This is a genomic window from Rhodococcus sp. 320_ES, assembly GCF_059691855.1.
Map to the genome: position 1 here is coordinate 90,036 of NZ_JCAWAG010000004.1, position 23,072 is coordinate 113,107.

27 protein-coding genes are annotated in these 23,072 nt (G+C 65.4%); 18 read left to right on the forward strand and 9 right to left on the reverse strand.

The genetic code is table 11. The annotated features are described in order from the left end of the window. Positions 1 to 61: 61 nt before the first annotated feature. Positions 62 to 961, forward strand: coding sequence for a polysaccharide deacetylase family protein (locus tag AC59JP_RS14930; RefSeq protein ID WP_497326590.1), 900 nt, complete (start codon positions 62 to 64; stop codon positions 959 to 961). Here AC59JP_RS14930 and AC59JP_RS14935 read toward each other — a convergent pair. Beyond that, entirely contained in the window at positions 930 to 2,195 is a 1,266-nt protein-coding gene (locus tag AC59JP_RS14935; RefSeq protein WP_497326591.1) for a glycoside hydrolase family 183 protein, read from the reverse strand. The genes AC59JP_RS14930 and AC59JP_RS14935 overlap by 32 nt on opposite strands. Positions 2,196 to 2,507: 312 nt before the next feature. Here AC59JP_RS14935 and AC59JP_RS14940 point away from each other — a divergent pair, with 312 nt between their 5' ends. The 6 genes from AC59JP_RS14940 (at position 2,508) to AC59JP_RS14965 (ending at position 8,340) form a co-directional block, all read left to right on the forward strand. After that, positions 2,508 to 3,161 (forward strand): HAD-IA family hydrolase, encoded by a 654-nt coding sequence (locus tag AC59JP_RS14940; RefSeq protein ID WP_497326592.1) that lies wholly within the window; start codon positions 2,508 to 2,510, stop codon positions 3,159 to 3,161. A 100-nt stretch (positions 3,162 to 3,261) separates the two neighbouring features. Further along, a complete protein-coding gene (locus tag AC59JP_RS14945) occupies positions 3,262 to 4,494 on the forward strand; it encodes a sedoheptulose 7-phosphate cyclase (RefSeq protein WP_497326593.1) in 1,233 nt (410 codons plus the stop codon). A gap of 3 nt (positions 4,495 to 4,497) precedes the next feature. Beyond that, positions 4,498 to 5,304, forward strand: coding sequence for an O-methyltransferase (locus AC59JP_RS14950; protein ID WP_497326594.1), 807 nt, complete (start codon positions 4,498 to 4,500; stop codon positions 5,302 to 5,304). Further along, a complete protein-coding gene (locus tag AC59JP_RS14955) occupies positions 5,298 to 6,575 on the forward strand; it encodes an ATP-grasp domain-containing protein (RefSeq protein WP_497326595.1) in 1,278 nt (425 codons plus the stop codon). Before AC59JP_RS14950 ends, AC59JP_RS14955 begins: the two co-directional genes overlap by 7 nt. Beyond that, a complete protein-coding gene (locus AC59JP_RS14960) occupies positions 6,575 to 7,576 on the forward strand; it encodes a D-alanine--D-alanine ligase family protein (protein ID WP_497326596.1) in 1,002 nt (333 codons plus the stop codon). The genes AC59JP_RS14955 and AC59JP_RS14960 overlap by 1 nt, the downstream gene beginning before the upstream one ends. Continuing rightward, positions 7,573 to 8,340, forward strand: coding sequence for a TauD/TfdA dioxygenase family protein (locus tag AC59JP_RS14965; protein WP_497326597.1), 768 nt, complete (start codon positions 7,573 to 7,575; stop codon positions 8,338 to 8,340). The genes AC59JP_RS14960 and AC59JP_RS14965 overlap by 4 nt, the downstream gene beginning before the upstream one ends. Here AC59JP_RS14965 and AC59JP_RS14970 read toward each other — a convergent pair. Both AC59JP_RS14970 and AC59JP_RS14975 read right to left on the reverse strand, forming a co-directional pair. After that, entirely contained in the window at positions 8,327 to 9,340 is a 1,014-nt protein-coding gene (locus AC59JP_RS14970) for an SMP-30/gluconolactonase/LRE family protein (RefSeq protein ID WP_497326598.1), read from the reverse strand. The genes AC59JP_RS14965 and AC59JP_RS14970 overlap by 14 nt on opposite strands. Positions 9,341 to 9,358: 18 nt before the next feature. Further along, on the reverse strand, positions 9,359 to 10,042 hold the full coding sequence (locus AC59JP_RS14975; protein WP_497326599.1) for a YoaK family protein: 684 nt from the start codon (positions 10,040 to 10,042) through the stop codon (positions 9,359 to 9,361). A 38-nt stretch (positions 10,043 to 10,080) separates the two neighbouring features. On the opposite strand from AC59JP_RS14975, the gene AC59JP_RS14980 reads away from it, so the two are divergent. After that, entirely contained in the window at positions 10,081 to 10,506 is a 426-nt protein-coding gene (locus tag AC59JP_RS14980; RefSeq protein ID WP_497326600.1) for a DoxX family protein, read from the forward strand. Continuing rightward, the gene (locus AC59JP_RS14985) at positions 10,503 to 11,129 is read left to right on the forward strand and encodes an SIMPL domain-containing protein (RefSeq protein ID WP_497326601.1); all 627 of its coding nucleotides are present in this window, start codon (positions 10,503 to 10,505) and stop codon (positions 11,127 to 11,129) included. Before AC59JP_RS14980 ends, AC59JP_RS14985 begins: the two co-directional genes overlap by 4 nt. A 21-nt stretch (positions 11,130 to 11,150) precedes the next feature. On the opposite strand, the gene AC59JP_RS14990 is transcribed toward AC59JP_RS14985, so the two are convergent. Next, the gene (locus AC59JP_RS14990; RefSeq protein WP_497326602.1) at positions 11,151 to 12,152 is read right to left on the reverse strand and encodes an NADP-dependent oxidoreductase; all 1,002 of its coding nucleotides are present in this window, start codon (positions 12,150 to 12,152) and stop codon (positions 11,151 to 11,153) included. 47 nt (positions 12,153 to 12,199) lie between these two features. On the opposite strand from AC59JP_RS14990, the gene AC59JP_RS14995 reads away from it, so the two are divergent. The 3 genes from AC59JP_RS14995 to AC59JP_RS15005 are packed head-to-tail and all read left to right on the forward strand — an operon-like array spanning position 12,200 to position 14,304. Further along, the gene (locus AC59JP_RS14995; RefSeq protein ID WP_497326603.1) at positions 12,200 to 12,757 is read left to right on the forward strand and encodes a TetR/AcrR family transcriptional regulator; all 558 of its coding nucleotides are present in this window, start codon (positions 12,200 to 12,202) and stop codon (positions 12,755 to 12,757) included. A gap of 10 nt (positions 12,758 to 12,767) precedes the next feature. After that, positions 12,768 to 13,868, forward strand: coding sequence for a hypothetical protein (locus AC59JP_RS15000; protein ID WP_497326604.1), 1,101 nt, complete (start codon positions 12,768 to 12,770; stop codon positions 13,866 to 13,868). 10 nt (positions 13,869 to 13,878) lie between these two features. Beyond that, the gene (locus tag AC59JP_RS15005; RefSeq protein WP_497326605.1) at positions 13,879 to 14,304 is read left to right on the forward strand and encodes a VOC family protein; all 426 of its coding nucleotides are present in this window, start codon (positions 13,879 to 13,881) and stop codon (positions 14,302 to 14,304) included. Here the strand turns inward: AC59JP_RS15005 and AC59JP_RS15010 are convergent. Then, positions 14,270 to 15,469, reverse strand: coding sequence for a metallophosphoesterase (locus AC59JP_RS15010; protein WP_497326607.1), 1,200 nt, complete (start codon positions 15,467 to 15,469; stop codon positions 14,270 to 14,272). The genes AC59JP_RS15005 and AC59JP_RS15010 overlap by 35 nt on opposite strands. A 149-nt stretch (positions 15,470 to 15,618) precedes the next feature. Here AC59JP_RS15010 and AC59JP_RS15015 point away from each other — a divergent pair, with 149 nt between their 5' ends. The 4 genes from AC59JP_RS15015 to AC59JP_RS15030 are packed head-to-tail and all read left to right on the forward strand — an operon-like array spanning position 15,619 to position 18,552. Then, the gene (locus AC59JP_RS15015; RefSeq protein WP_497326608.1) at positions 15,619 to 16,137 is read left to right on the forward strand and encodes a DUF3558 domain-containing protein; all 519 of its coding nucleotides are present in this window, start codon (positions 15,619 to 15,621) and stop codon (positions 16,135 to 16,137) included. 22 nt (positions 16,138 to 16,159) lie between these two features. Continuing rightward, entirely contained in the window at positions 16,160 to 16,489 is a 330-nt protein-coding gene (locus tag AC59JP_RS15020; protein WP_497326609.1) for a hypothetical protein, read from the forward strand. A gap of 24 nt (positions 16,490 to 16,513) precedes the next feature. Further along, a complete protein-coding gene (locus tag AC59JP_RS15025) occupies positions 16,514 to 17,881 on the forward strand; it encodes a WXG100 family type VII secretion target (RefSeq protein ID WP_497326610.1) in 1,368 nt (455 codons plus the stop codon). After that, the gene (locus tag AC59JP_RS15030) at positions 17,878 to 18,552 is read left to right on the forward strand and encodes an ESX secretion-associated protein EspG (protein ID WP_497326611.1); all 675 of its coding nucleotides are present in this window, start codon (positions 17,878 to 17,880) and stop codon (positions 18,550 to 18,552) included. Before AC59JP_RS15025 ends, AC59JP_RS15030 begins: the two co-directional genes overlap by 4 nt. Here the strand turns inward: AC59JP_RS15030 and AC59JP_RS15035 are convergent. Together AC59JP_RS15035 and AC59JP_RS15040 are read right to left on the reverse strand one after the other, a co-directional pair. Beyond that, positions 18,531 to 19,727 carry an FAD-dependent monooxygenase gene (locus tag AC59JP_RS15035; protein WP_497326612.1) on the reverse strand — a complete coding sequence of 399 codons (1,197 nt, stop codon included), beginning with the start codon at positions 19,725 to 19,727 and terminating at the stop codon, positions 18,531 to 18,533. The two genes, AC59JP_RS15030 and AC59JP_RS15035, sit on opposite strands and share 22 nt — an antisense overlap. Then, entirely contained in the window at positions 19,724 to 20,173 is a 450-nt protein-coding gene (locus AC59JP_RS15040) for a MarR family winged helix-turn-helix transcriptional regulator (protein WP_497326613.1), read from the reverse strand. The genes AC59JP_RS15035 and AC59JP_RS15040 overlap by 4 nt, the downstream gene beginning before the upstream one ends. A 116-nt stretch (positions 20,174 to 20,289) precedes the next feature. Between AC59JP_RS15040 and AC59JP_RS15045 the strand changes: the two genes are divergently transcribed. Together AC59JP_RS15045 and AC59JP_RS15050 are read left to right on the forward strand one after the other, a co-directional pair. Then, the gene (locus tag AC59JP_RS15045) at positions 20,290 to 20,805 is read left to right on the forward strand and encodes a hypothetical protein (RefSeq protein ID WP_497326614.1); all 516 of its coding nucleotides are present in this window, start codon (positions 20,290 to 20,292) and stop codon (positions 20,803 to 20,805) included. An 18-nt stretch (positions 20,806 to 20,823) separates the two neighbouring features. Beyond that, complete coding sequence (locus AC59JP_RS15050; RefSeq protein WP_497326615.1) at positions 20,824 to 21,558, forward strand: DUF998 domain-containing protein; 735 nt, start codon at positions 20,824 to 20,826, stop codon at positions 21,556 to 21,558. Here AC59JP_RS15050 and AC59JP_RS15055 read toward each other — a convergent pair. Beyond that, the gene (locus AC59JP_RS15055) at positions 21,530 to 22,243 is read right to left on the reverse strand and encodes a siderophore-interacting protein (RefSeq protein WP_497326616.1); all 714 of its coding nucleotides are present in this window, start codon (positions 22,241 to 22,243) and stop codon (positions 21,530 to 21,532) included. The two genes, AC59JP_RS15050 and AC59JP_RS15055, sit on opposite strands and share 29 nt — an antisense overlap. 16 nt (positions 22,244 to 22,259) lie before the next feature. After that, positions 22,260 to 23,060 carry an HAD family hydrolase gene (locus tag AC59JP_RS15060; RefSeq protein WP_497326617.1) on the reverse strand — a complete coding sequence of 267 codons (801 nt, stop codon included), beginning with the start codon at positions 23,058 to 23,060 and terminating at the stop codon, positions 22,260 to 22,262. Between the last annotated feature and the right edge of the window lie 12 nt (positions 23,061 to 23,072).

Here is a 23,072-nt window from a genome sequence, read left to right on the forward strand (position 1 = left end):
GCCACAACGTGCGCTGAACGCACGCTCCCGCACCCAAGATCGTCGGGAGCACAATGGACCGATGGCCCTCCCCTCCCACGGACGCTTCGACTACTCCGCCATCACCGACCGCCCGCAGTTCACGTGGCCCGGCGGAGCACGATTGGCCGTGTACGTCGCGGTGAACTGCGAACACTTCCCCTACGACGACGGCTCGCCCGGCCTCGGCTACACCCCGGACATGAAGCAGCCGAACACCTACAACTGGGGATGGCGGGAGTACGGAAATCGCGTCGGCGGTTTTCGTATCGCGGAGACGCTGCAGCGCAGCGGTATTCGTCCCACCCTGCTGGTGAACACCGAGATGTACGAGCATGCTCCCGAACTGCTCGACGCGTTCCGTGAGCTCGACGCCGACATCGTCGCGCACGGTCGCACGAACGCCGTGCAACCCAATCAGCAGGACGAGGACGACGAGCGCCGGTCGATCGAGGACATCCGCCGCGTCATCGAACAGCACGAGGGAACAGCGCCGAGGGGGTGGATGAGTCCGGGCGCGAATCCGTCACGGGTGACCGAGGACCTGTTGGCGGAGAACGGTTTCGGCTACACCCTGGACTGGCCGATCGACGACCAGCCGGTGTGGCTGTCGACGCGGGGCGGACCGCTACTCAGTGTCCCGTACCCACACGAGGTGAACGACCTACCCGTGTTCGTCCACCATCATGCGACCGCCGAGACGTTCGAGCAGACGATCGTCGACTCCTTCGACGAGCTGAAGGAGAACTCCGAAGAGCAGGCCGTCGTGCTGGCCATCTCCGTCCACACGTTCCTGACGGGACAGCCTTACCGTCTGCGACGCTTTCGTGCGGCGCTCGAACACATGACGTCGCACTCCGACGGGGTCTGGTTCACGACGGCCGGCGATATCGCGGACCACTTCGCCATGGTCACCGCAGAGCGTCGAGATCCGTTCGCATGAGCATCACGTTGTAGCCGGACCACTGCGACGCCGTGAAGTAGAGGTCGCGGCCGCTGGAGCGCGGGTGGATGAACGGTGCGTAGATGCCGCCGTTGTTCTGCTGACGTGAGATCAGCGTTTTCTCGCTGCTCCACGGGCCCTCGGGCTTGTCGGCGGTGCGCGCGACGATGGAACCGGTGACCTCGTTGCCGTAGAGCATGACGTACTTGTTCAGGTAGTCGTTCCACGCCACGGACAGCTCGCTGACCGGATCACCGACCACCACGTCGGTGTCCTTCACGTCCGCAATGTTGTTCGACCACGTTCCGGCACCGGTGTAGTACTCGTACTTGCTCAGACTCGTGATGTCCTGCGGGAGAAAGCGGGAGAGGTACGCAGCGCCGAAACGTCCGTTGGGCGTTCCGTATTGATAGACGTACCCGTCCTTGTCCTTCAGGAACGCGACCTGCTGGAACTTGCCCTGGTTGCGATCGACCTGTCCGCCGCCCGGCAGGGTGATGCCGGTGTTGACGCGGATGGTGCTCTGATCCGTGGTCCAGGTCTGACCGTTGTCACTCGACTTCGCAATAGCCGAGAAGTTCGTGACCCACCGGCCCGGTGCTCCCCAGGTCCGCACCGACATGTAGCTCATGTACTGGTCGTCGCCGATGGAAATAGCGGCGGTCGGAATGGTCGTCGCTTCGACTTCGGGAATCTTGAGCGAGGTGACGATTTCCCGCGAGAAGTTCGGTACGTCCATGACGGATCCTGAGTTGCGGTCGCCGGGCACGCCGTCCGGTACCGCGATGCCGTCGGCCAGGTTGGTGTCGGACGAGCGCATCAACACGTTGGACCGCCACTGACCGCTCGGCAGCGAACAGTTGCCGAACGTGTCACCGAAGGCCATGAGGGTCTGCCCCTTGCCGTTGTCCCAGCTGATGCCCAGGTCGGTGCCGGAGATACCGAATCGGTTGTACGTGCTGTTCGGGCTCTGCGGCCCGGTGACCCACGCGACCGCACTGGTATTGCCCGGTCCCAGGTTGGGGAGCGCTCCCTGCGGGCCCTGCGGGTTCGCTCCGCCTGCCCCGCTGCTCCCGAAGCTGCTGCTTCCGAACAGGTTGCCGAACGGAGTCGAGCCGACGCCGGTGACGCCACAGGGCTCGGCGGACGCGACGCCGGCGGAGAGCACCGTGAACCCACCGACGGCGACCGTCAGAGCTGTTCCGATCACGGCCACCCGTTGGTGCAAGCGCATTCGATCTCCCCATGTGTCGCATGTGACTGTCGTGGCAAAAGTGACGATTGTGATTGATGATGACTCACGGAGAGCCGCACCGCAAGAAATCACGAATCGAGACACCAAGGGGCAGAACGAATTACACGCGTGTAGTTCAGCGGTTCGCGGCGTATCCGAACCGAGCAGCGTCGTTACCGAAAGTCACCGTTTACACCCGACACCCAGGGGGCACTCACTCGTGACGCTCGGACCGATTCCGTCCGCGCACACGCCCAGCATCGAATACTCGGCGCTGGACGTTCAACAGCACTTGCGAGTGAGAGGAACCCGATGGCCGCCATCCTGTTCGGATCGATCAGCACCGTCGCAGATACGTCCGAATTGCAGCGCAGGTCCTTCAACGAGGCATTCAAGGCTCACAACCTCGACTGGGATTGGTCGCGAGAGGACTACCGCGCGACGCTCGGCACCAACGGTGGCGCCAAGCGCATCGCCGAGTACGCGAAGTCTGTCGACCAGGACGTCGACGCGAAGGCCGTGCACGCCACGAAGTCCGAGATCTTCCAGAAGCTGATCGGCAGCGAAGGCGTCCAGCCGCGTCCGGGCGTTGTCGAATCGCTGGCCGAGGCGAAGGCCAACGGCCTCAAGACAGCTCTGGTCACCACCACGCTGCCCGAGAACGTCACCGCACTCCTCGACGCTCTGGACGACGTGTCGTTCGACGTCGTCGTCGACCTCTCGAAGGTCCAGGAGAGCAAGCCCGATCCCGCGTCCTACCTTTACGCTCTCGATCAGCTCGGCGAGGACGCGTCGTCGTCCGTCGCGATCGAGGACAACGAGGGCGGCGTCGCAGCCGCATCCGCAGCGTCCGTCAAGGTGGTCGCGTTCCCTAATTCAAACACCAAGGGCGGCGACTTCTCTGCCGCAGTTGAAACAGTCGACAGCTTGGATCCCAGCCATCTCCGTCAGCTGACCACCAGCTGACGGGTCATCCGATGCGGCTGCCTGCCTCGAATGCCGTGGCAGACAGTCGCTCCCGAGCGTGGCGAACCTCCTCACGCTGTGACAGACAAGGATCCGATCTATGAGTTCGATGCAAGCGCAGGTGACCGCAACGGAGCGGGCCTTCCACGTCGAGGGTTACGAGAAGATCGAGTACGACCTTCTCTACGTCGACGGTGTGTTCTCTTTTCAGAACACCGAACTGGCCGACAGCTACCGCTCCTACGGCCGGTGCCTGATGGTCGTGGACGAGTCCGTGCACGCCATCTACGGCGAGCAGATCTCGGCGTACTTCGATCACTACTCGATCGACCTCAGCGTGGTGCCGGTGAAGATCGCCGAAACCGCCAAGTCCATCGAGACATTCGAGCGCATCGTCGGTGAGTTCGACCGCTTCGGCCTCGTCCGCACCGAGCCGGTTCTCGTCGTCGGCGGCGGTCTGACCACCGACGTCGCCGGATTCGCCTGCGCGAGCTACCGACGCAACACCCCGTACATCCGCATCCCCACCACCCTGATCGGCCTCATCGACGCCAGCGTCTCGATCAAGGTTGCGGTGAACTACGGAAAGCACAAGAACCGCCTGGGTGCCTACCACGCGTCCGAGAAGGTTCTGCTCGACTTCTCGTTCCTGAAGACCCTTCCCGAGGATCAGGTTCGCAACGGCATGGCCGAGCTGATCAAGATCTCGGTGGTCGGAAACTCCGAAATCTTCGACATGCTGGACCAGTACGGCCCGGAACTGCTGAAGACGCGCTTCGGTCACCTCGACGGAACCGCGGAGCTGCGCGAGGTTGCCGACCGGCTGACCTACCAGGCGATCGACACCATGCTGGTGCTCGAGGCACCGAACCTGCACGAGATCATGCTCGACCGCGTGATCGCGTACGGCCACACCTGGAGCCCCACGCTCGAGCTCACTCCGCCCGCGCCGTTCTTCCACGGACACGCCATCAACATCGACATGGCTCTGTCGGCGACCCTGGCCGAGCAGCGCGGACTGCTGTCGACAGCCGATCGCGACCGGATCCTCGGCGTGATGAACCGGCTGGGACTCGCACTCGACAGCGACTACCTGACACCCGAATTGCTGACGGAAGCAACATCTTCCATCCTCAAGACGCGTGACGGACTCCTTCGCGCCGCGGTTCCCGATCCGATCGGTGCGTGCACCTTCCTCAACGACGTCACCACCGACGAACTGGCCGACACGTTGGCGCTGCACAAGAAGATCGTTCTCGACTTCGAGCGCGGCGGCGACGGCATCGACATGTTCACCAGCACGGAGCCGGCTGTCGTCCAGCCCGTCAGCTGATCGATGCCCGACTCCGTCTCCACCTCCGCGCGTCCCGTCACGCCGACCACCATCCTGGCGGCGGAACTGGGCGACATCGCAGGACAACTGAGCGAGATGGCCGGGATCGAGCCCGAACTGCTGGCTCGCGTGCGTCGTGCACGCGATCTGGCAGCCGGGCTCGACCCGTATCTCGACACGTGTTCCTCCCCGGAATCGCCCGCCCTGGCCGAATTGGCCCGCCGCACCAGGGAAGCCGATTGGGGCAACGGCCCGCTGGAGCAGGAAATGCTCTCCGGTCACGTCGAGGGACAGACGCTGAAGTTCCTGGTGCACATGACCAAAGCAACTCGTGTGCTCGAAATCGGCATGTTCACCGGCTATTCGGCACTGGCGATGGCCGAGGCGCTCCCCACGGGCGGGTCGGTCACCGCGTGCGAGCTCGACGACGGTGTCGCCGACTTCGCTCGTCGGTGCTTCGCCGAGTCCGAGGCCGGTCGATCGATCACCGTCGAGGTCGGTCCGGCGTTGGACACGCTGAAGCGGCTCACCGGTCCGTTCGATCTGGTGTTCGTCGACGCCGACAAACCCGGCTATCTCGAGTACTTCCGGTACCTGATGGACAGTGACCTTCTGGCACCCGATGCGGTTGTGGCAGTGGACAACACTCTGATGCAGGGACAGCCCTGGGCGACGGGCCCGCGCTCGGCCAACGGCGACGCCATCGCCGAGTTCAACCGCGCCGTCGCCGACGACCCTCGCGTCGAACAGGTGACTCTGCCGCTTCGTGACGGGGTGACGCTGATCCGCCGAGTGGACAGCACGTGCTGAAAAGCATTGCCGCACTGGCCGGGTTGACCGTCACGTTGCCGGTCGACCTGGCCATCACGGTGGCTGCAATGCGCCGTCCCGCTCCCCCGGTGACCACCCGCACGCAGACACCGAAAACGATCCTCGTCAGCGGCGGCAAGATGACCAAGGCGTTGGCTCTGGCCCGCGCGTTCCACCTGGCCGGCCACCGAGTGATTCTGGTGGAGTCGGCCAAATACCGGTTCACCGGTCATCGTTTCTCGAAGGCGGTGGACCGCTTCTGCACCGTCCCCGACCCGACGGCCCCCGACTACGCGGACGCGCTTCTCGACATCGTCCTCGAGGAGGGTGTCGACGTGTTCGTTCCCGTCGCCAGCCCGGCGGCGAGCATTCACGACGCCGACGCGCGCGCTCTGCTGGACCAGCACTGCGAGGTCATTCACGGCGACGCGCACACCGTGCGGATGCTCGACGACAAGGATCAATTTTCCGAGCTGTCCCGCAAGTTCGATGTGCGAGTGCCGGATTCGCGTCGTATCACCGATGTGAAGCAGATCGAGGAGTTCGATTTCCCTCCGGGACGCGAGTACATCCTCAAGCGGATCGCCTACAACCCGGTCGGTCGAATGGACCTGACGCGACTGTCGGCGGCCGACCCGAATCTCGATTTCGCTCGCAGCCTGCACATCTCGGAGGACGACCCGTGGATTCTGCAGCAGTTCGTCACCGGGCAGGAATACTGCACGCACGGGACCGTCCGCAACGGCAAACTACAGGTGTACGCGTGCTGTGAATCGTCGGCGTTCCAGGTGAACTACGCGATGGTGGACAAGCCCGAGATCCTCGAGTGGGTGGAAACCTTCGTCGGCGCACTCGGCGCGACGGGGCAGATGGCCTTCGACTTCATCGAGGCCGACGACGGTCACGCGTACGCCATCGAATGCAATCCCCGGACCCACTCCGCGATCACGATGTTCTACGACCATCCGGAGCTCGCTGCGGCGTACCTCGACGACGGGCACCCCGTCATCCTTCCGACCGCCGAATCGAAGCCGACGTACTGGATCTACCACGAACTGTGGCGGCTGCTCACCCAGCCGGGTAAGCGGTCCAGGATCCGCACCATCCTGCGCGGAACCGACGCGATCTACGCGTCCTGGGACCCCTGGCCGTACTTCCTCGTGCACCACCTACAGATTCCATCCCTGCTGATCAAGAACATGCGCAGCGGGAAGGGTTGGACACGAATCGATTTCAATATCGGCAAGCTCGTCGAAGTAGGGGGTGACTGATGGCCCCGCTGTCCGTTCTCGTACTCGCCGGGTCGGCGGTGGACGACTTCCACGCCGACCTGTCGCGGGTGTACGCGTCGGGGTTCGTCGACGCGCTGACGAGCAACGATGCCTACCGGTTCGAGATCGCCTTCGTATCTCCCGACGGTTCGTGGCGCTTCGCCGACAGCTTCGCCGCTGTTGCCGGCGCGCACCCGATGTCGTTGCCGGACGCGGTCGGACGGTTGACCGCCGCCGACATCGACGTGATGGTGCCGCAGATGTTCTGCCTGCCGGGTATGACGACCTACCGCTCTTTGTTCGATCTGCTGGGTATTCCGTATCTCGGCAACCGCCCGGACGTGATGGCGGCGACGGCGGACAAGAACACCGCACGGGCGATCGTGGCAGCCGCGGGGGTTCCCGTCCCCGCCGGCGTCGTCGTGCGCGCGACCGGACCCGTCGATGTACCACTGCCCGTCGTGGTCAAGCCGGTGGATTCGGACAACTCGATGGGCGTCGCTTTGGTGAAGAACGCCGACGAGCTGGACGCCGCCGTCGCCGATGCGTTGACGTATTCCGATGCGGCGCTGGTGGAGTCGTACATTCCACTCGGCCGCGAGGTGCGGTGCGGCGTGATCGTTCGAGACGGTGAACTCGTGTGCCTGCCCCTCGAGGAATACGCGGTCGACGAAATTCGGCGACGCGGCGACAAGCTGAATCGGACCGACGACGGCGACCTGTACCTCGTGGCCAAGGAAGCGACCAAAGCCTGGATCCTCGACGTCGACGATCCCATCACCGAAAAGGTGTGGGAGGCTGCGCGTCTCGCCCACGTCGCGCTCGGCGCTCGGCACTACAGCCTGTTCGACTTCCGGATCGATCCCGACGGAAATCCCTGGTTCCTCGAAGCAGGGATGTACTGCTCGTACGCCCCCTCGAGCGTGGTGGCCGTGATGGCTTCCGCGGCAGGCATTCCCGTCGACCGACTGTTCGCCATCTCTGTGAAGGAGCTGCTGTGAAGTACGAGGTTCTCTCCCCCGTCGGCGCCCGTGTCACCGACATCAGCGTCGACGACATCACCCCCGCCGACGTCACCGAACTGAAGCGGATCCTCTCCGAGCACGGCGTGGTGGTCATGCCGCAGCAATTCGTGGACGACATCGCCTTCCTCGCATTCCTGCGGGCGTTCGGTGAGTTGATGTTCACCACCGGCGAGACCCCGGTCGACGGATTCCCCGACCTGAACGTGATCTCCAACGTCGGACGCACGACACCGCCCAAGTCGAATTTTCACGTCGACACCAGCTACGTCCGAAACCCGCCCGCGTACACGGCATTACGTGCCGTCGAGGTACCGGCCGAAGGCGGCCAGACACAGTTCAGCAACCAGTACGCCGCCTACGACACGTTGCCCGCGGATGTGAAGGAGCGACTGTCCGACGCCGTCGTCACGCACGTGGTGACCGGACTCGAGCTCGATGAGGACGAGGAGACGTCGGCTGATCATCGCCTCTTTCTCGCGCATCCGATCTCCGGTCGCACGGCGCTGTACCTGTCGGCTCCCGCGCGGTGCGCGGCGATAACCGGGGTGCAGCCCGAGGACACCCGAGCCGTGGTCGACTACCTCGTCGACCACTCGACGCGCGAGGACAACCTGCTCCGCCACTCCTGGTCACCGGGCGACGTCGTCATGTGGGACAACCGGTGCGTCATGCACCGCGCCGATCACGCGGGCGTCGTGGGCGACCGCGTGATGCACCGCGGAATGGTCAGTTCGTCCTGACGCCGCTGACCGTGAACGGCTCGACGGGAGTGCCGCCGCGCTTGTCGAATTGGCTGTTCACCACCAGCAATCGATCGTCGATCGACGCCGCAGTGGTCGGGTACGCGAAACTCGGATCGGTGATCTCGCCGGTCACCCGGCCCGACGTGCCGTCGTCGGCAAGGTCGATGGTCGAGACGATTCCGTCGCGATTGCGTACGACGTACAGGGTGCCGTCGTCGGTCTCCATGCCGTCGCCGTTCCGGACGGTCGCGCCGCCCAGATCGACCTGTGTGACGGCCTTCGATCGTGCGTCGACACGGTAGATGTTGCCCGTACTCGATTGCACGACAAGCAGACCCGAGTCGTCGTCGGATTCGACGATGCCATTGGCGTTGAACCCCTCGCCGTAGACGAACGGCGATCCGGTGAAGTCCACGAACGATTCGAGCGCCGCCTGCGCGGGGTTGTTTCCGTCGAGCAGGTTCGCAGGAATGCGGAACAGGGTGGGGCTCCGCGAATCCGTGACGTAGGCGTCGCCGTTCTCCGCGATGGCCACGTCGTTCAGGAACGTGGCGTCGGTCCCGAGCCCGTTGCTGAAACGCCCGGTGAGTTGACCCGAGTTCGTGTCGTAGATCCAGACGGTGCCGGTGGCACCGCCCGCGATGACCAACCGGTCGTCGTCGACGTCGAGACCTGCTGCGCCTGTGCGCCCGTCCTGCCCACCGGCGAGGAACGGCTGGACGTCGGGCGTCCCCACGGTTCCGCGGAAGACCGCGCCGTCGGCGGTTGCGGTGACGTAGAACGTGTCGTCGTCGGCAGTGATGCCTTCGGGGAACACACCCGTGCCGGGGAGGGTGTAGACGGTCGCGTCCGTCGCGGATGTCGCGGTGGTGGAACTCGCGGCCGCCGGCACGGTCGTGGTGCTGGGATCCGGCGTCGTCGCGCGCTGGGAGGACCCACAGGCAGTGACAACGAGGGCGGAGACAGCGACAGCAGAAACCAGACAAAAGCGACCCATGGCACCAGTGTGCCAGGTCTAGCGAGCACTCGGTTCGGGAACACTGACCACGGCAACAACCAACGCTGCAACGGCATACAGGACGACGATCAGGATCAGCGTCGCCGTCACGCCGGTGTGCAGCACAACCAGAGTCCCGACGAGCGCACCGGCGAACATCGCACCCACCGACAGCAATCGACGGATTACCGCGGCGCCGTCACGTTTGCGGATGTCCGACCCGATGCCGGTGATGGCCATGGTGAGCACGGTGGTGGTCATGTCGGGAACGGCGAGCTGGCGCACTGCTGCGTTCTGCAGACCGAGGCCGATCGCAGCAAGGAGGACGACGATGTTGGGTGACGAATGAACGGCCACCGCGCACACCATCAGCGCAAGCTGGAAGAGCAACGTGTTCCGCAGCAAGGGCCCCCGCCGTCCCTTCATCCGCGCGATCAGACCCCCACCTGCGGTGGCGCCGACCACGAACCCGGCGAGGGCAAGCACCGAGCCCAGAAGCGAGAACCCTGGTGCTCCCCCTATCGCGAACGCGATGAACACCACGTTGCCCGTCATGTTGGCCACGAACACGCGTCCCAGAGCCAGGATGCTCATCGCGTCGACGACACCGGTGATGAGGGTGACGTAGACGAGGATGGCGGGGAGAGGACCGTGAAGTGGGTGGGCGAAGTAGCTCTGCCACCCGCGCGTCGACGACGTCATGTGCACGCTCCCTCTTGCTCGGTCAGTAGCGTGACCCTATGACCACCGTCTCCGCCACACGATCGACTGTGCCGCAAATCGTCGGGCGCGTCGTCCTGGGCGCATTCCTGCTGTTCGCCGGGACGGCACACCTGACCTTCGCGCGGGAGACGTTCCAGGCGCAGGTGCCGACATGGGTGCCACTCGACGCCGACTTCGTGGTGCTCGCGTCCGGGGTCGTCGAAATCGTGCTCGGCGCCGCGTTGCTTCTGCTGACGCGGTGGCGGGTCGTCGTCGGGGTGGTCGTCACCCTGTTCTTCGTGGCCGTCTTTCCCGGCAACATCTCGCAATTCCTGACCCACACAGACGCTTTCGGTCTCGACACCGATCGGGCGCGCGGGATCCGGCTGCTGTTTCAGCCGGTCCTGATCGCCTGGGCTTTGTGGTGCACAGGAGCATGGTCGGCGTGGAGGGCGCGCTCGTGACGGTGATAATCACGGTCTCCGGCCGGCACGAGGCGTCGTACCCGCCGGAGCGGTGCACTGTTCATCTGACGGTTCAGGTCGACGGTCCTGTCGCAGCGGACGTCTCGTCGACGATGGGCGCACAGACCGCGGACCTGACGCGGCGCATCACCGATCTCGGGGTGACCGAGTGGTTCGTCGATCAGATTCACCGATCGCGTCATCGTCCGTACAGCGAGTCGGGCACCCAGCTTCCCTATGTGCACACCGCCAGTACCGAAGTGCGCGCGACGTTTTCGGACTTCGACCTCGTGGGGCCGTTCGTCGACGGCATCGTCGACCTGGACGCGGTGACGGTCGGCCGGTTCGAGTGGACGCTGACCGACGAGTCCCGCCGGGCTCACCTTGCCCACGTCAGAGACCGTGCGGTGACGGACGCCGTCGACAAGGCGACCGCCTACGCGATGAGCCTGTCGCTGTCGGGAGTTCGGCCCGTTGCCTTGGCGGACCCGGGCTTGATGGACGCACCGCCCGGCTCCCCGCGGGCAATGGCCGCGATGGCGAAGGGCGCAGACTCGATCGCGGTCAGACCGGAAGACATCACTATCGACGCCGACGTGCACGTTCGATTCGAAGCGTCATGACGGCGTGAGACGGGCCGCAGATTAGATGCGCACGACCATCTTGCCGGTGTTCTCGCCCTTCATCATCGCGAAGAACGCATCGACGGCGTGGTCGATTCCGTCGACGACGGTCTCGTCGAACACCACGTCACCGTTCTTCAGCCACTCCGACATCTCCGCGGCGAAGGCCGGCATACGGTCGAAGTAGCCACCGACGGTGAAGCCCTTCAGCATCAATCCACGAGAGATGATGTTGGCCATGTTCTTCGGCCCGGCCGGCGTCTCGGTGCTGTTGTAGACGGAGATCGCACCGCAGAGCGCTGCGCGGCCACCGTCGTTGAAGGATGCCAGTGCGGCCTCGAGGTGATCTCCGCCGACGTTGTCGAAGTACACGTCGATGCCGTCGGGTGCGGCGGTCGCCAGTTGCTTGCGCACGGCACCGTCCTTGTAGTTGAAGGCGGCGTCGAAACCGTATTTGCCGGTGAGCAATTCGACCTTCTCGGCCGATCCGGCGGAGCCGATCACGCGAGACGCGCCCTTGAGCCGCGCGATCTGTCCGACGGCGCTGCCGACCGCTCCTGCGGCGCCGGAGACGAACACCGCGTCGCCCTCCTTCATCTCCGCGATGTCGAGGAGCCCGACATATGCAGTGAGAGCGGTCATTCCAAGAATTCCGAGGTAGGCCGAGAGCGGTACGCCCGGAATCTCCTGCACGACACGGAATCCGCTGCCGTCTTCCTGGACGACGTCACGCCAGCCGTACTGATGGGACACGACGTCGCCGACCGAGATTCCCTCCGTCGTCGATTCGAGGACGCGACCGACGGCTCCGCCGGTCATCGTCTCGCCGAGAACGAACGGGGGGATGTAGGACCGAACGTCGTTCATGCGTCCGCGCATGTAGGGATCGACGGAGATGAATTCGTTCTTCACGCGGACCTGGCCGGATTCGAGCTCGGGGAGCTCGACCTCGACGGTACGGAAGTTGTCGGCCGTGGGCCAACCGGTGGGACGGGAAACGAGTTGGATTTGAATGCTACGCATGAGACCACCGTATACTGGATCGATCAGTTCAGAAAAGGAGGGGTCGGATGGGCAGGACGAAGACCTTCGACACGGACGCCGTCGTCGCGTCCGCACGCGATCTCTTCTGGAACCAGGGCTACGAGGCCACGTCGCTTCCCGACCTGGAAGAGGCCACGGGCCTGAGCCGGTCAAGCCTCTACCACTCGTTCGAGAGCAAGCGCGGACTCTTCGGTGCGGCCGTCCAGAACTACCTGACCAGCGTGATCAGGCCCCGGTTGCGTGTACTGACCGAGTCGGGTGACGTCGACGGGTACCTGGCCGAGCTCTCCGACGCCATCGCGGGCCGCGGATGCTTCCTGGTGAACACGGCCGCCGAGAAGGCAGCACACGACGACGCCACCGTCGCCCTGGTCAAGGACTATCGGCGAGAGCTGACCGAGGCTCTGGCCGTCGCCCTCCGCCGGTCGTATCCCGAAGCTCCCGACCGGGCCGACGAGGCCCGCCTGCTCGCGTCGCTCTCCATCAGCGCCCACCTGCTCGCTCGCGTCGACCGGGAGGAAGCCGTGGCCGTCCTGGGGGTGGCGCGGGCGCAGTACGCACGGTGGACGTCGCCTCCCCGATAGGCTCGTGTCCATGGCATCGAAACGTCCCGGCAACGCTGGTCAGAGGCGCGCAGCGAAGACCAAAGCTCGGCAGAGGAAACTCATGTCCGGCCCCACCGCGTCGGCGGCACAGCGGAGCCAGCGGAACCTGGTCGACGACTTCTCCGATTACCTCCGCGAGACGGACCTGGCGCCCGACACCGAACAGATCGCGAAGCTGCTCGACGTGACCCTGACCCAGATGGGACGCACGAACCCCGCCTTCGACCCCACCGGGTGGACGCCCGACGACGCGCACGTGCTTCTCGACATCGCCGACGGTCTGGTGGAGGAGAACGAAGAGGCGGCGCTGCGGATCGTCATGAGCTCGTTGACATATCTGACGTTCCTGGACGACACCGACTCGTGGACCGGGTCCGACGAGGACTACGCGCACTGCATGGACGACTTCTCCGACTTCGTGACCGGCGACGCCGGGATGCTCGACCCCGAGGACGTCGAGCTGCCCGACATCGCTCCGGAGGACGAGCTGGCGGCTTTGCGCGATCTTCCCGTGATGACCTCGCTCGACACCATGCTGACCTGGGTCGGCAATGGCCGCGACCTCACACCCACGTCGTTGCGCGAGCTTGCGGATGCGATGGGAATTGCGCGCTCCGACACCGAATCCGCCTACGACGCACCGAAGTTGGCGGAGTTGGCCGCCGCGGCGGCGGCCGGAATCATCGCCATCGACGACGGCGAGGCCACCGCCGGACCGTCGTCCGAGGCGTTCCGGACACGCGGGGACCTCGGCGTTCTCAGAACCGCTGTCGCGCACTACGTCTCCGCGCAGTTGATGAGCGACGTCGACGAGGAAGCGATGCTCAGCGTCGTCGACACCCTTGCGGCACAGTCACTTCTGGCCGCGATGCTTCCCGATCCGCCGCCCAACCCGATCGAAGAATCGTACGAGGGACTCGAACCCGACGACCGGCAGGTCGCGTTGCTCGCGTCCGAGCGACTGCGCGCGTTCGCCGATCAGAAGTGGCTCGTCGCCGGTGACGTTCTCACTGTGCCGGAGCCGCTTCGTCGTGCAGTTCTCAGCGGAATCGAGGACGCATTCCCGGTCGACGAACCCGACGACGTGTGAAAATACGACCATGACCACTCGACTGAATCCGTACCTGAACTTTCGCGGCACAGCGCGTGAGGCAATGGAGTTCTATCGGTCCGTGTTCGGCGGGGAACTGAACTTGTCGACGTTCGGCGAGAACCAGATGAGCGAGGACCCGGCCGAGAAGGACTACATCATGCACGGCCAGCTCGATGCGCCGAACGGCATGACGTTGATGGGCGCCGACGTTCCGTCCAGCATGGAATTCATGCCCGGCAACACCTACTCGGTGTCGCTCAGTGGCGACGACGAAGCCGAATTGACCGGCTACTGGGACAAATTGGCCGACGGCGCGCAGTACACGATGGGCCTGAACAAGGCGCCGTGGGGCGACACGTTCGGCATGCTCACCGACAAGTTCGGGACGTCGTGGCTGGTCAATATCGCGGGGAGCGCAGCGTCAGAAGGGTGATCTCGCTCGGCGCGAAAACGCGGAACGGCGGCCCCCAGAAGCCGGATCCGCGGCTGGTGTAGAGCTGAGTTCTCTCGCCGTGCCGGCTCAGGCCGTGGACGACGGGCTGATCGAGACGGACCAGAAAGTTGAAGGGCCAGATCTGTCCTCCGTGGGTGTGGCCCGACACCTGGAGGTCGACTTTGCCCACTGCCTGCGCGATTTGCTTGGGTTGGTGAGCGAGGAGGAAGACAGGCAGGTTCGAATCCGCGCCGTCGAGCGCCTTGTCCAGGTCCGGTCCGTGGCCCGGCCCCTTCGCGGTGCGGTCGTCGACTCCGGCGATGACGAGGGTGTTCTCGATGGTGATGTGCCGGTTGTGCAACGAATCCCAGCCGAGACTCGTCATGTGGTCCAACCATTCCTGCGCTTCGCCGAAGTACTCGTGGTTGCCGGTGACGTAGACGCGGGCGTGTTTGGCTCTGACCTCTCGTAGCGGCGCCGCTTGGCGTCGCCTCGTGTCGACCGATCCGTCCGCGATGTCTCCGACGTGACAGACCACGTCGGCGTCGAGCGTGTTGACCTTGTCGATCGTTCTGCGCGACCACTTCTCGCGGTCGATGGGGCCATAGTGGGTGTCGGTGATCAGGACGACCCTGAGCTGTTCCCGGAGTCCGTCGATCTCGACCAACTGGCTCTTCACGCGGGGGACGCGCATGGCTTCGTAGTGGCCCCACAGGGCCAAGACGATGGTGACCGCGGCCAGAGCGACGGCGACTATTCGCGAACGAGTGGGGTCGTCGACGGAGAAAAGGGCAAGGCGCAGAACAAGACTCAGCACCGAGCACACGAACAGGATCCACACGAGGCCCAGCAGTGTGTCGCCGATCCGCGCTGCCCAGTCCTTGTGCTGAAAGTGTCCGAGACGCATTCCGACCAGGAGGGCGCCGGCTACGACCAGGGTGGCGACGGTGCCTGCGACCTGGACGGCCGTCGGCCAGTTCGATCCCCAGAAGAACAAGGTCCACCACGGGACGCCGAACAGGATCAGCAGAACCAGCAGGACGATCAGGCGTCTCACTGGGTCGAGGGTACCGGGGGTGGTGCGGTGGCTGGTTTTGGCAGTTGGGGGTTTACTGGGGGTTTGGCGGACGCTGCAGCGTCTGCCCGTTGCGGGGCGGTCTGCCATATGGCCATGGGTCGCCGTCAGTACTGCACGATTTGTCTCGGTAACCGGGACAAATCCTGCACAATCGGGGCGCCGCGGCGCGGATCGAGATCGGATGGAACCGGAACGCCGTCGGCTGCGTCTCAATAGTCAGGTGGGAGGTGTCGACGGTGGCCAGATCAATGCGAGTAACGGTGGCGTGCGCTGCTGTCGTCGTCGCGGCTGGGTGCGGGTCGGATGCGGTAGCCGGGTCGCCGACGGCGGCGCCGCTCGGGGATGCGCAGTTCGATCCGTGCACCATTCCGGACGAGGCCATAGCGGCGGCGGGGGCGGATCCGGGGACGAAGGATCCGGGCATCTTCGGACAGGATCACCCAGATTGGAACGTGTGCAGCTGGGACGGTGGTTGGTACTTTCTCGGTGTCTTGTCGACCACTTTGACATTCGACGAGGTCAAGCAGAATCCGCAGGGCCTGGAACCGCGGGGCGCCGTCGTCGGTAGCAGGAATTCGATCGCTTACCTCGATTCGAGTGACCCAGCACGTCAAGCGTGCGACGTGGCATTCCCGACAAGTCGAGGGGTGATCTTCATCAGGATCGACACGAAGGGGACGGCAACAACGAGTGGAGACACCTGCGAACTGGCAACGAAAGCTGCGAACGCACTCGACGCAGACCTGCCCACCTGATCAGAGCCGGACCTGAGGAACGATGACGCAATACAACGAGTTGCAACTATCACCGGACAGCGCCAAGACATGCGCCGACGCTTGTGATCACTACCTGGGTGAACTCGATCGGATCCGGCGAAGTAGCCGGTACCTCGTCAAGGTCGAATCCTTCGGCACCCTCCCCTCCGGCCAAGCCCTCGGCAAGAAGTTCTTCGACCTCGCCGCCGGAGGAAATCAGTCGTTCGAACAGGTCATCCAGCAACACATCGACGTCATCCAGCGTCTTCGTGAGGCGTTCGTCAAAGCAGGCGAGGGCTATCAGGCGACCGAGGGCAGCAATACCGCTCTGCTCAGCAGCTCGATCAAATAGGTAAAGAAATCCGGGGGGATCCACGTGTCATTTCTGTCGCAGGTCGGAGAGGTCGCCGAGGAAATCGGCGACACCCTCACAGGTCACGATTCCGACGCCGAGCGAGCGTCCGAAGCCGCGCAGAACGCAGGCAACGAACAGCGTGACGCCATCTACGCCAACACCGATGCCGCGATCGCCCAGATCGGGTCCGTCTCGATGCTGCCGCCGGTGGTGCGGCCGGAGGCGTTCGACGCATACACCCACGAAGAGATCTTCTTCCACGTCCAGAACCTGCAGCCGGGCGACGTGTTGAGCAGCGCCCAGATGTGGAGGGGCGCACACGAACAGCTGACCTCGGTGGTCGACGCGCTGTGGGCGCAGATCGACCCGATCCTGAATACCGAATGGACCGGGGCGGCGGCCTCGGGCGCCAAGGCTGCCGTGCGGCAGTACGCCGAAGAGTCCCACCGTCTCGTCGAGATCCTGAACGTGGTCGCGAACAAGTTGGAGGAGTCGTACACGGGATTCGAGCAGACCAAGCTGCAAGTGCCTCCGCCACAATCGTTCACGTTCACCGACTACGCACGAATGGCGACGGGCTTCCCACTCGCGACTGTGGGAAACCTTGTCGCCGCCAAGGCCGAAGCGGACGCGAGTCACCAGCAGGCCGTCCAGGTGATGAACACCGTCTACTCCCCCGTCGTCGTGCAGTCCGACACCGGCGTGCCGCAGTTGCCCCCTCCCTTCGATCCAACGGGAAGCGGAGCGGGGACGTTCCCCACGTCGGCCGCGCCGTCTGGAGGTGGTTACGCGCCAACAGGATTCACCGGGGTCAGCCCCGGCGGCGCCCAGTTTGTGGGAAGCTCGACCGACGTCGCCCCGGCGCATCCGGCGGACACCACGGCCGCGTCCACAACCGCACCCGCCCAGGCCGGGGCCCAGCTGGCTGCACCACAGCAGCCGTCGCCCGCCTCGATGACGGGAACCCCGGGGTCGCCCGTCCCGTCGACGACGTCCACGGCGCCCGCGGACACCCACGCCGCGAGTTGGGCACCCGGCGGAGGCCGTCGATCGGGCTCCGGTGCGGGGACAGCGGCAGGCGGCGGTGGAGTGGGCGGTGGCGGTGCAGGCGGCGGCGGCTCGGTTCGCGCTCCCTTCGGCGCAGGCGCCGGTCCCGGCGCACCGAACGGTGCGTCGAATGCGAACGTCCTGCAGAACCCGAGTGGCCGAATGGACGGAGGGGGATCCGCACGCGGTATGTACGGCGCGGGCGGGATGATGCCCGGCGGCGGACGGTCCGGTGGTGATCACGACGGTGAGCACAACACTCCGGGGTACCTCGTCACCGTCGACAACGGTGACGAACTGGTAGGCGACCTTCCACTGGTTGCGCCGCCGGTGATCGGATGATCACGACGACCGAATGGCGTTTCACTGCACTGGAGTTCGTGGTCGCGTGGTCCGCGATGAGGCGGGACCGGCTTCCGTTTCCCTTCACCTGGCGGGCCGACGCCGCGACCGCCGACGAGCTCGAGAGGCAACGGGCTGCGGCCACCCGGACGATCGACGACGGACTGGCAACCGCCCTCATAACCCTGGCGAATGCCGACTTACGCGTGCAGACATGCGGTTTCGTCGATGGTCGTCCGGGGGCGCTGTTGCACGCGGCCACATCGGGTTCGCATGCAGTCGTGGCGGTGCAGCACGCTGATGAGATCGCGGTGGAGCTGGTGACGTCGACGGAACTTGTCTCGCGTATCACCTTGCCGCCGATGAACCCCGGGACGGAGCGTAGCGGCACGGTCACCGCGTCCACCGCTCGAATGAACAACTCGAACGACGACCGGACGCGACTCACGCGGCTTCTCCAGCGAAAGCGCAGCGGCGGAGGCGAATTGCTGGTGGGGACGTCGACACGCGCCGACTGCTGCATCGACACGATCACCGGCGGATTCACCTGGATCGACGTCGACAAGGACGGTCGGTACCTGCTCACCGGGACGGACCCGGCGACGGTGACTCCGGCGACGGACGCCGCAGTCACCTCGCTGGTGACAAGCTACGTGATGGGGACCGCGTAGTTCGGAAGGTCGATCTTGTCGGACGGCGGCGAGGCGAACTTCCCGAACAGCGACGTGATCTTGATCCGTGACGCGATTCCGAGGACCGTATTCATCGTTTTCACACCGAGTTTGGTCTTGGGATTGGCGATCCTCGGCGCACCCGGAGCCAACTTCTGAGCCTGCTCGACGTAGGGCCGGAGGATGGACTCGTAGGAGGCGAAGGCGTCGCGGTGATCGTCGTGCGACGCAATCTCCCCCGCGAGAACGTAACCGCCGACCATCGCCAGCGACGTTCCCATTCCGCTGATCGGGGACGCGCAGTATCCGGCGTCGCCGAGCAGGACGACGCGTCCCTTCGACCACCGAGACATCCTCACCTGGCCCAGTGATTCGAAGTAGAAGTCAGGTGAGTCGGCCAACCCGTCGAGCGCGCGAGCGGCGAACGGTGCGTCCGAGAACGTCTGTCGCAGAACCTCTTTCTGCTCGTTGGCGGGCAGATCCTCGTACCCGCGGGGATCGGTCATGAAGGACAGGGCGGCGCGTGTGGTTCCGACCTTGTCCGGGCGGAGCAGCACCGATCGGCTGCCGGGTGCGTTGTTCCACTGCGCCCACTGCGTGTCGGATTCCGTGCGCGGAATGGTGAAGTACGTGGTGTACATGCCGAGGTCGCGGATGCTCACTTCGTTGCCGAACACCATCGAGCGCGTCCGCGAGCGCAACCCTTCGGCGAGGACGACGATGTCGAAGTCGCGATCGGGACTGCGCTGGAACGACACTCGTACACGGTGGCCGTCGTCGTCGATGCCGGTGATCTGATCACCGAAGATGTATTCGGTGCGCTCTCGTGTGCGGTCGAACAGGATCTTGCCCAGGTCGCCGCGAAGGATTTCGAGCTCCGCGGTCGGACCTTCCCCGCCCATGGCGTCGGACCCGAACTGCGCCTTGACTTGTCCGTGATCGTCGACGAATTGCAGTCCGGTTTCGCCGGTTCCCGCCTTGCGGACGGCGTCTTCGATGCCCATCCGCTGCGCGACGGTGCGGCCCGCGCCGCGCAGGTCGACACTCTGGCCGCCCGAGCGCAGTTCGGGGAAGCGCTCGATCACGGTCGTGGTGATGCCATTGCGCGCGAGCCAATAGGCGAGGGTGGGTCCGGCGACGCTGGCACCGGATATCAGCACGGTTTTCGGACTCATGAGTCCTCGCTTTCGGTAGTGGCGGAGGTGAAGACGTCGACGACGCGGGCGAGGAAGTGCTCGACAGCGGCACGCTCGTCGTCGGTCAGGTCCGAAATGACGCGCTGGAGCCCGGTGAGCATCGGCGCCATGTGCGCGAATGCAGCGTCGATAGATTTCTCGGCGGGGGTCACCATCATCTTGCGGCGGTCGGTGGGGTGACGTCGACGCGAGACGTGCCCTGCATTTTCGAGGCGGTCGACGATGTGGGTGCTCGCGGCCGTGGTGACCGCGAGGCGCCCGGCCAGTTCACTCGAGGTCAGCGGGCCGTCCGTGATCAGGTGCTCCATGGCGGCCAGATCGGTGGCGTTCACGCCGAGATGGCCGGCCATGTTCGTAGACATCCGCTGGCTCAGAGAGACGACGGCGCGGAGCTTCGCGGCTATCGGGTCGTCCTCGAGGTGCACCAGAAAAGCTTAACAGTGTGATTATCAAGAAAGTTAGCAACTTTGCTGTGCGCGAATTCATGCCCTGGAGGGCCGGAAATCACGCACGGGAGGCGCAGCCGCCTAGGATTCACACCATGAGCGATCGCTATCCACGCGAACCGGACGGGTACGGCTACGGGGACGATAGGACCCGCGCCTACGCAACGCAGCCGGGCCAGCCCGGCAAGCCGCCGGTGGGGGCGCCGAAGTTCGACGTCGGACCGTTCGTCGGCGGCGTCGTGGCCACCGCGATCGTGGCGTTCGTGGCCGGGTGGGTGTCGACGCTGATCGTGCAGGCGATCTACCAGCGCACCGGCACCAACGTCGCGTGGATCTACGGCGCGGACGACCCCTGGCTCGCCGGCGTGTACGGCGCGCTCGCCGCACTCCTCGCCGGAGCGCTCCTTCTGCTGCTGTTTCAGGCGGTTCCTTCGCCGAACACCTTCTTCAGCTGGATCGTCGGCCTCATCACCGTGGCGATCATCGTGCTGCCGTTCCTCGCGGCCGGCGCCATCGTCGAAGCCGTCGGCGCCGCGGTGGTCAACGGGCTCATGGGCTTTGCGATCCTGGCCCTGCTGTCGACGACGGCGGCCCGCACCTACCGCGGATAGTCGCTATCGTCGGGTGGCATGACTTCTGCCGCTCAGCGAAGCACCGTGACCGCCGCGACGGGCATGGCCGCCCTGGCCGCCGCCGTCGTGCTGGTGGGCGGACTCGACCTGCGTAATGCACTGACATCCGCGGACGAGCTGCGGCGCACCATCAGTCAGTACGGGCTCGGGCCGGACCGGTGGGTGTTCAACCTCGGTGTTCTCGCCCTGGCCGTCGGATCCGTTCTCGTACTTGCACCTCTCGTCCGTCGAGGCATCACGTCGTGGCGATCCGGCGCGTCGATTGCGCTGTGGCTGTGGTCCATCGGGCTGATCGTCGTGGTGGCGGTGCCGAAGCAGGACTGGTCCCTGCCGCGCAGCATCGGCGGTGACATACACCGACTGGCGAGTGTCGTTGCGTTCGTTGCCCTCCCGATCGCCGCCATCCTGCTGAGCCGACGCTGGAGGCGGGACGAGGTGTGGGGCCGGTTCGCACGCTGGACCTTCGGCCTCGGAGTTCTGGCGGCGGTGGCGTTCACACCGTTGATCTACTCGATCGTCGGGTCTCTGGTGACGGGCACACCCTGGTACCGACTGATCACGCTCGGGTGGGTCGAGCGGGTGCTGGTGGTCGTGGAGGTGCTGGCGGTGATCGCGATGGGAGTGTGGGCGCTGGCCGCGGGCCGCGGCTGTGCGCGAATCAGTGCCCCCCAGGGCACTAATTCGCGCACAGAGGGCGGAGCCCCTACGGAATCCAGTACCCCTGCGCCTTGATCGACTTCTTCGGAATCTTGTAGTTCGACTTCAGCACCGCCGCGATCGCACGGGTGGTCTTGGTGTCGCACGCGACCCAGGCGTGATGACCGGGCGCATCGAACGCCGCCGCCGTAACGGCCTCGACGATCCCCGCGCCCTCACCTCGACGCTCCACCCAGGTCACGGGCGCCGCCACCGGCAGGTCTCGGTCCGTCTCGTGCGTCCACTCGAGAAATACCCTCGCCGGGGCGTCGCCGATGCTGCCGAGCAGTGAATTGATCGCGGGCAGCGACGCGACGTCACCGACGACGACGTACCCGGCGGGACGCGTCGGAGGCAGGTCGTACTTCGAACCCAGCAACGTCGCGCTGATGGTGTCCCCCACCTGCGCCGAGCGGGCCCAGTCGGCGGCGAGCCCGTCGTGCAGGGCGAACTCGAGGTCGAGCGTCCCGGCGTCGACATTCGGATTCACCACCGTGTACGCGCGCTGATGCGGCTTGTCGGCGGGGAACCACAGCCGTAGCCACATCGTCGGGTGTGGATCGTGGTGCTCGAACAGTCCGCCCGCGTCGAAGGAAAGGCGCAGGTAGTGCGGGCCCACGTCGGTTCGGCCGGTGACAGTGAGAACGACGTCCGAGGCCCGCATGAGCTTGAGCACGGCTCCTTGAAATCCGCGGGGGCCGGCGCTCACTGCTGTGTCCATGTAGCGAAGGTTACCCTTACTCGCGCGCCAGGTGGGCCAGCTCGTCCAGGTAGGTCGCCACGCCTTCCTCGTCGTTGCCGGGCAGCACCCGGTCGCACAGGGCGACGACCTCGGGAATGGCGTTCGCCGGACACAGCGCAGTACCCGCCCAGCGGAGCATCGGGATGTCGTTGCGCGCGTCGCCCGCGGCAGCGACCTCCTTGCGCCGCAGCGACCACCGCATCGAATGCATCTGCAGAGCGCTGGCCTTCGTGATCCCGAGCGCCGACATCTCGACGTACGGCGCTCCGGAATGCGTCAGTTCGACGCCGGGAACGGTCCCCTCGGCCAGGATCCGATACAGCTCCGGCGCCGCGACGTCCGCGTGCCGGGCGACGATCTTGACGACCTCCTCACCGAGCGGACCCATCCCAGCCATCGTGGCGGGGTCGCGGTGGTGGTCGCTGAACACCGACAGCGCCGCGTACTGCGACTCGGCGATGAAGCGGGTCGGCCCGACGGTGGCGAAGGTGACGCCCGGAACCAGTTGCCGCACAGCGTCGATGGCGTCGGCAGCCACGGGCAGACTGATCGGATACGTTCCGATGATCTGCGGCGTGCCGTCCGCCAGATCGAGGACGACCGCACCGTTGGCGCAGAGGGCGGTTCCGCGAAACCCGCTGGCCTGAGCGAATTCGTGCACCGAGTGGCGCGCCCGCGCCGTCGCCCACACCACCTCGATACCCGCCTGCGTGGCGGCGGCCATGGCGCGAGCAGTGTTCGCCGAAATGGTGCGATCCGATCGCAGCAGGGTGCCGTCGAGGTCGGTCGCGAACATTTTGATCACAGC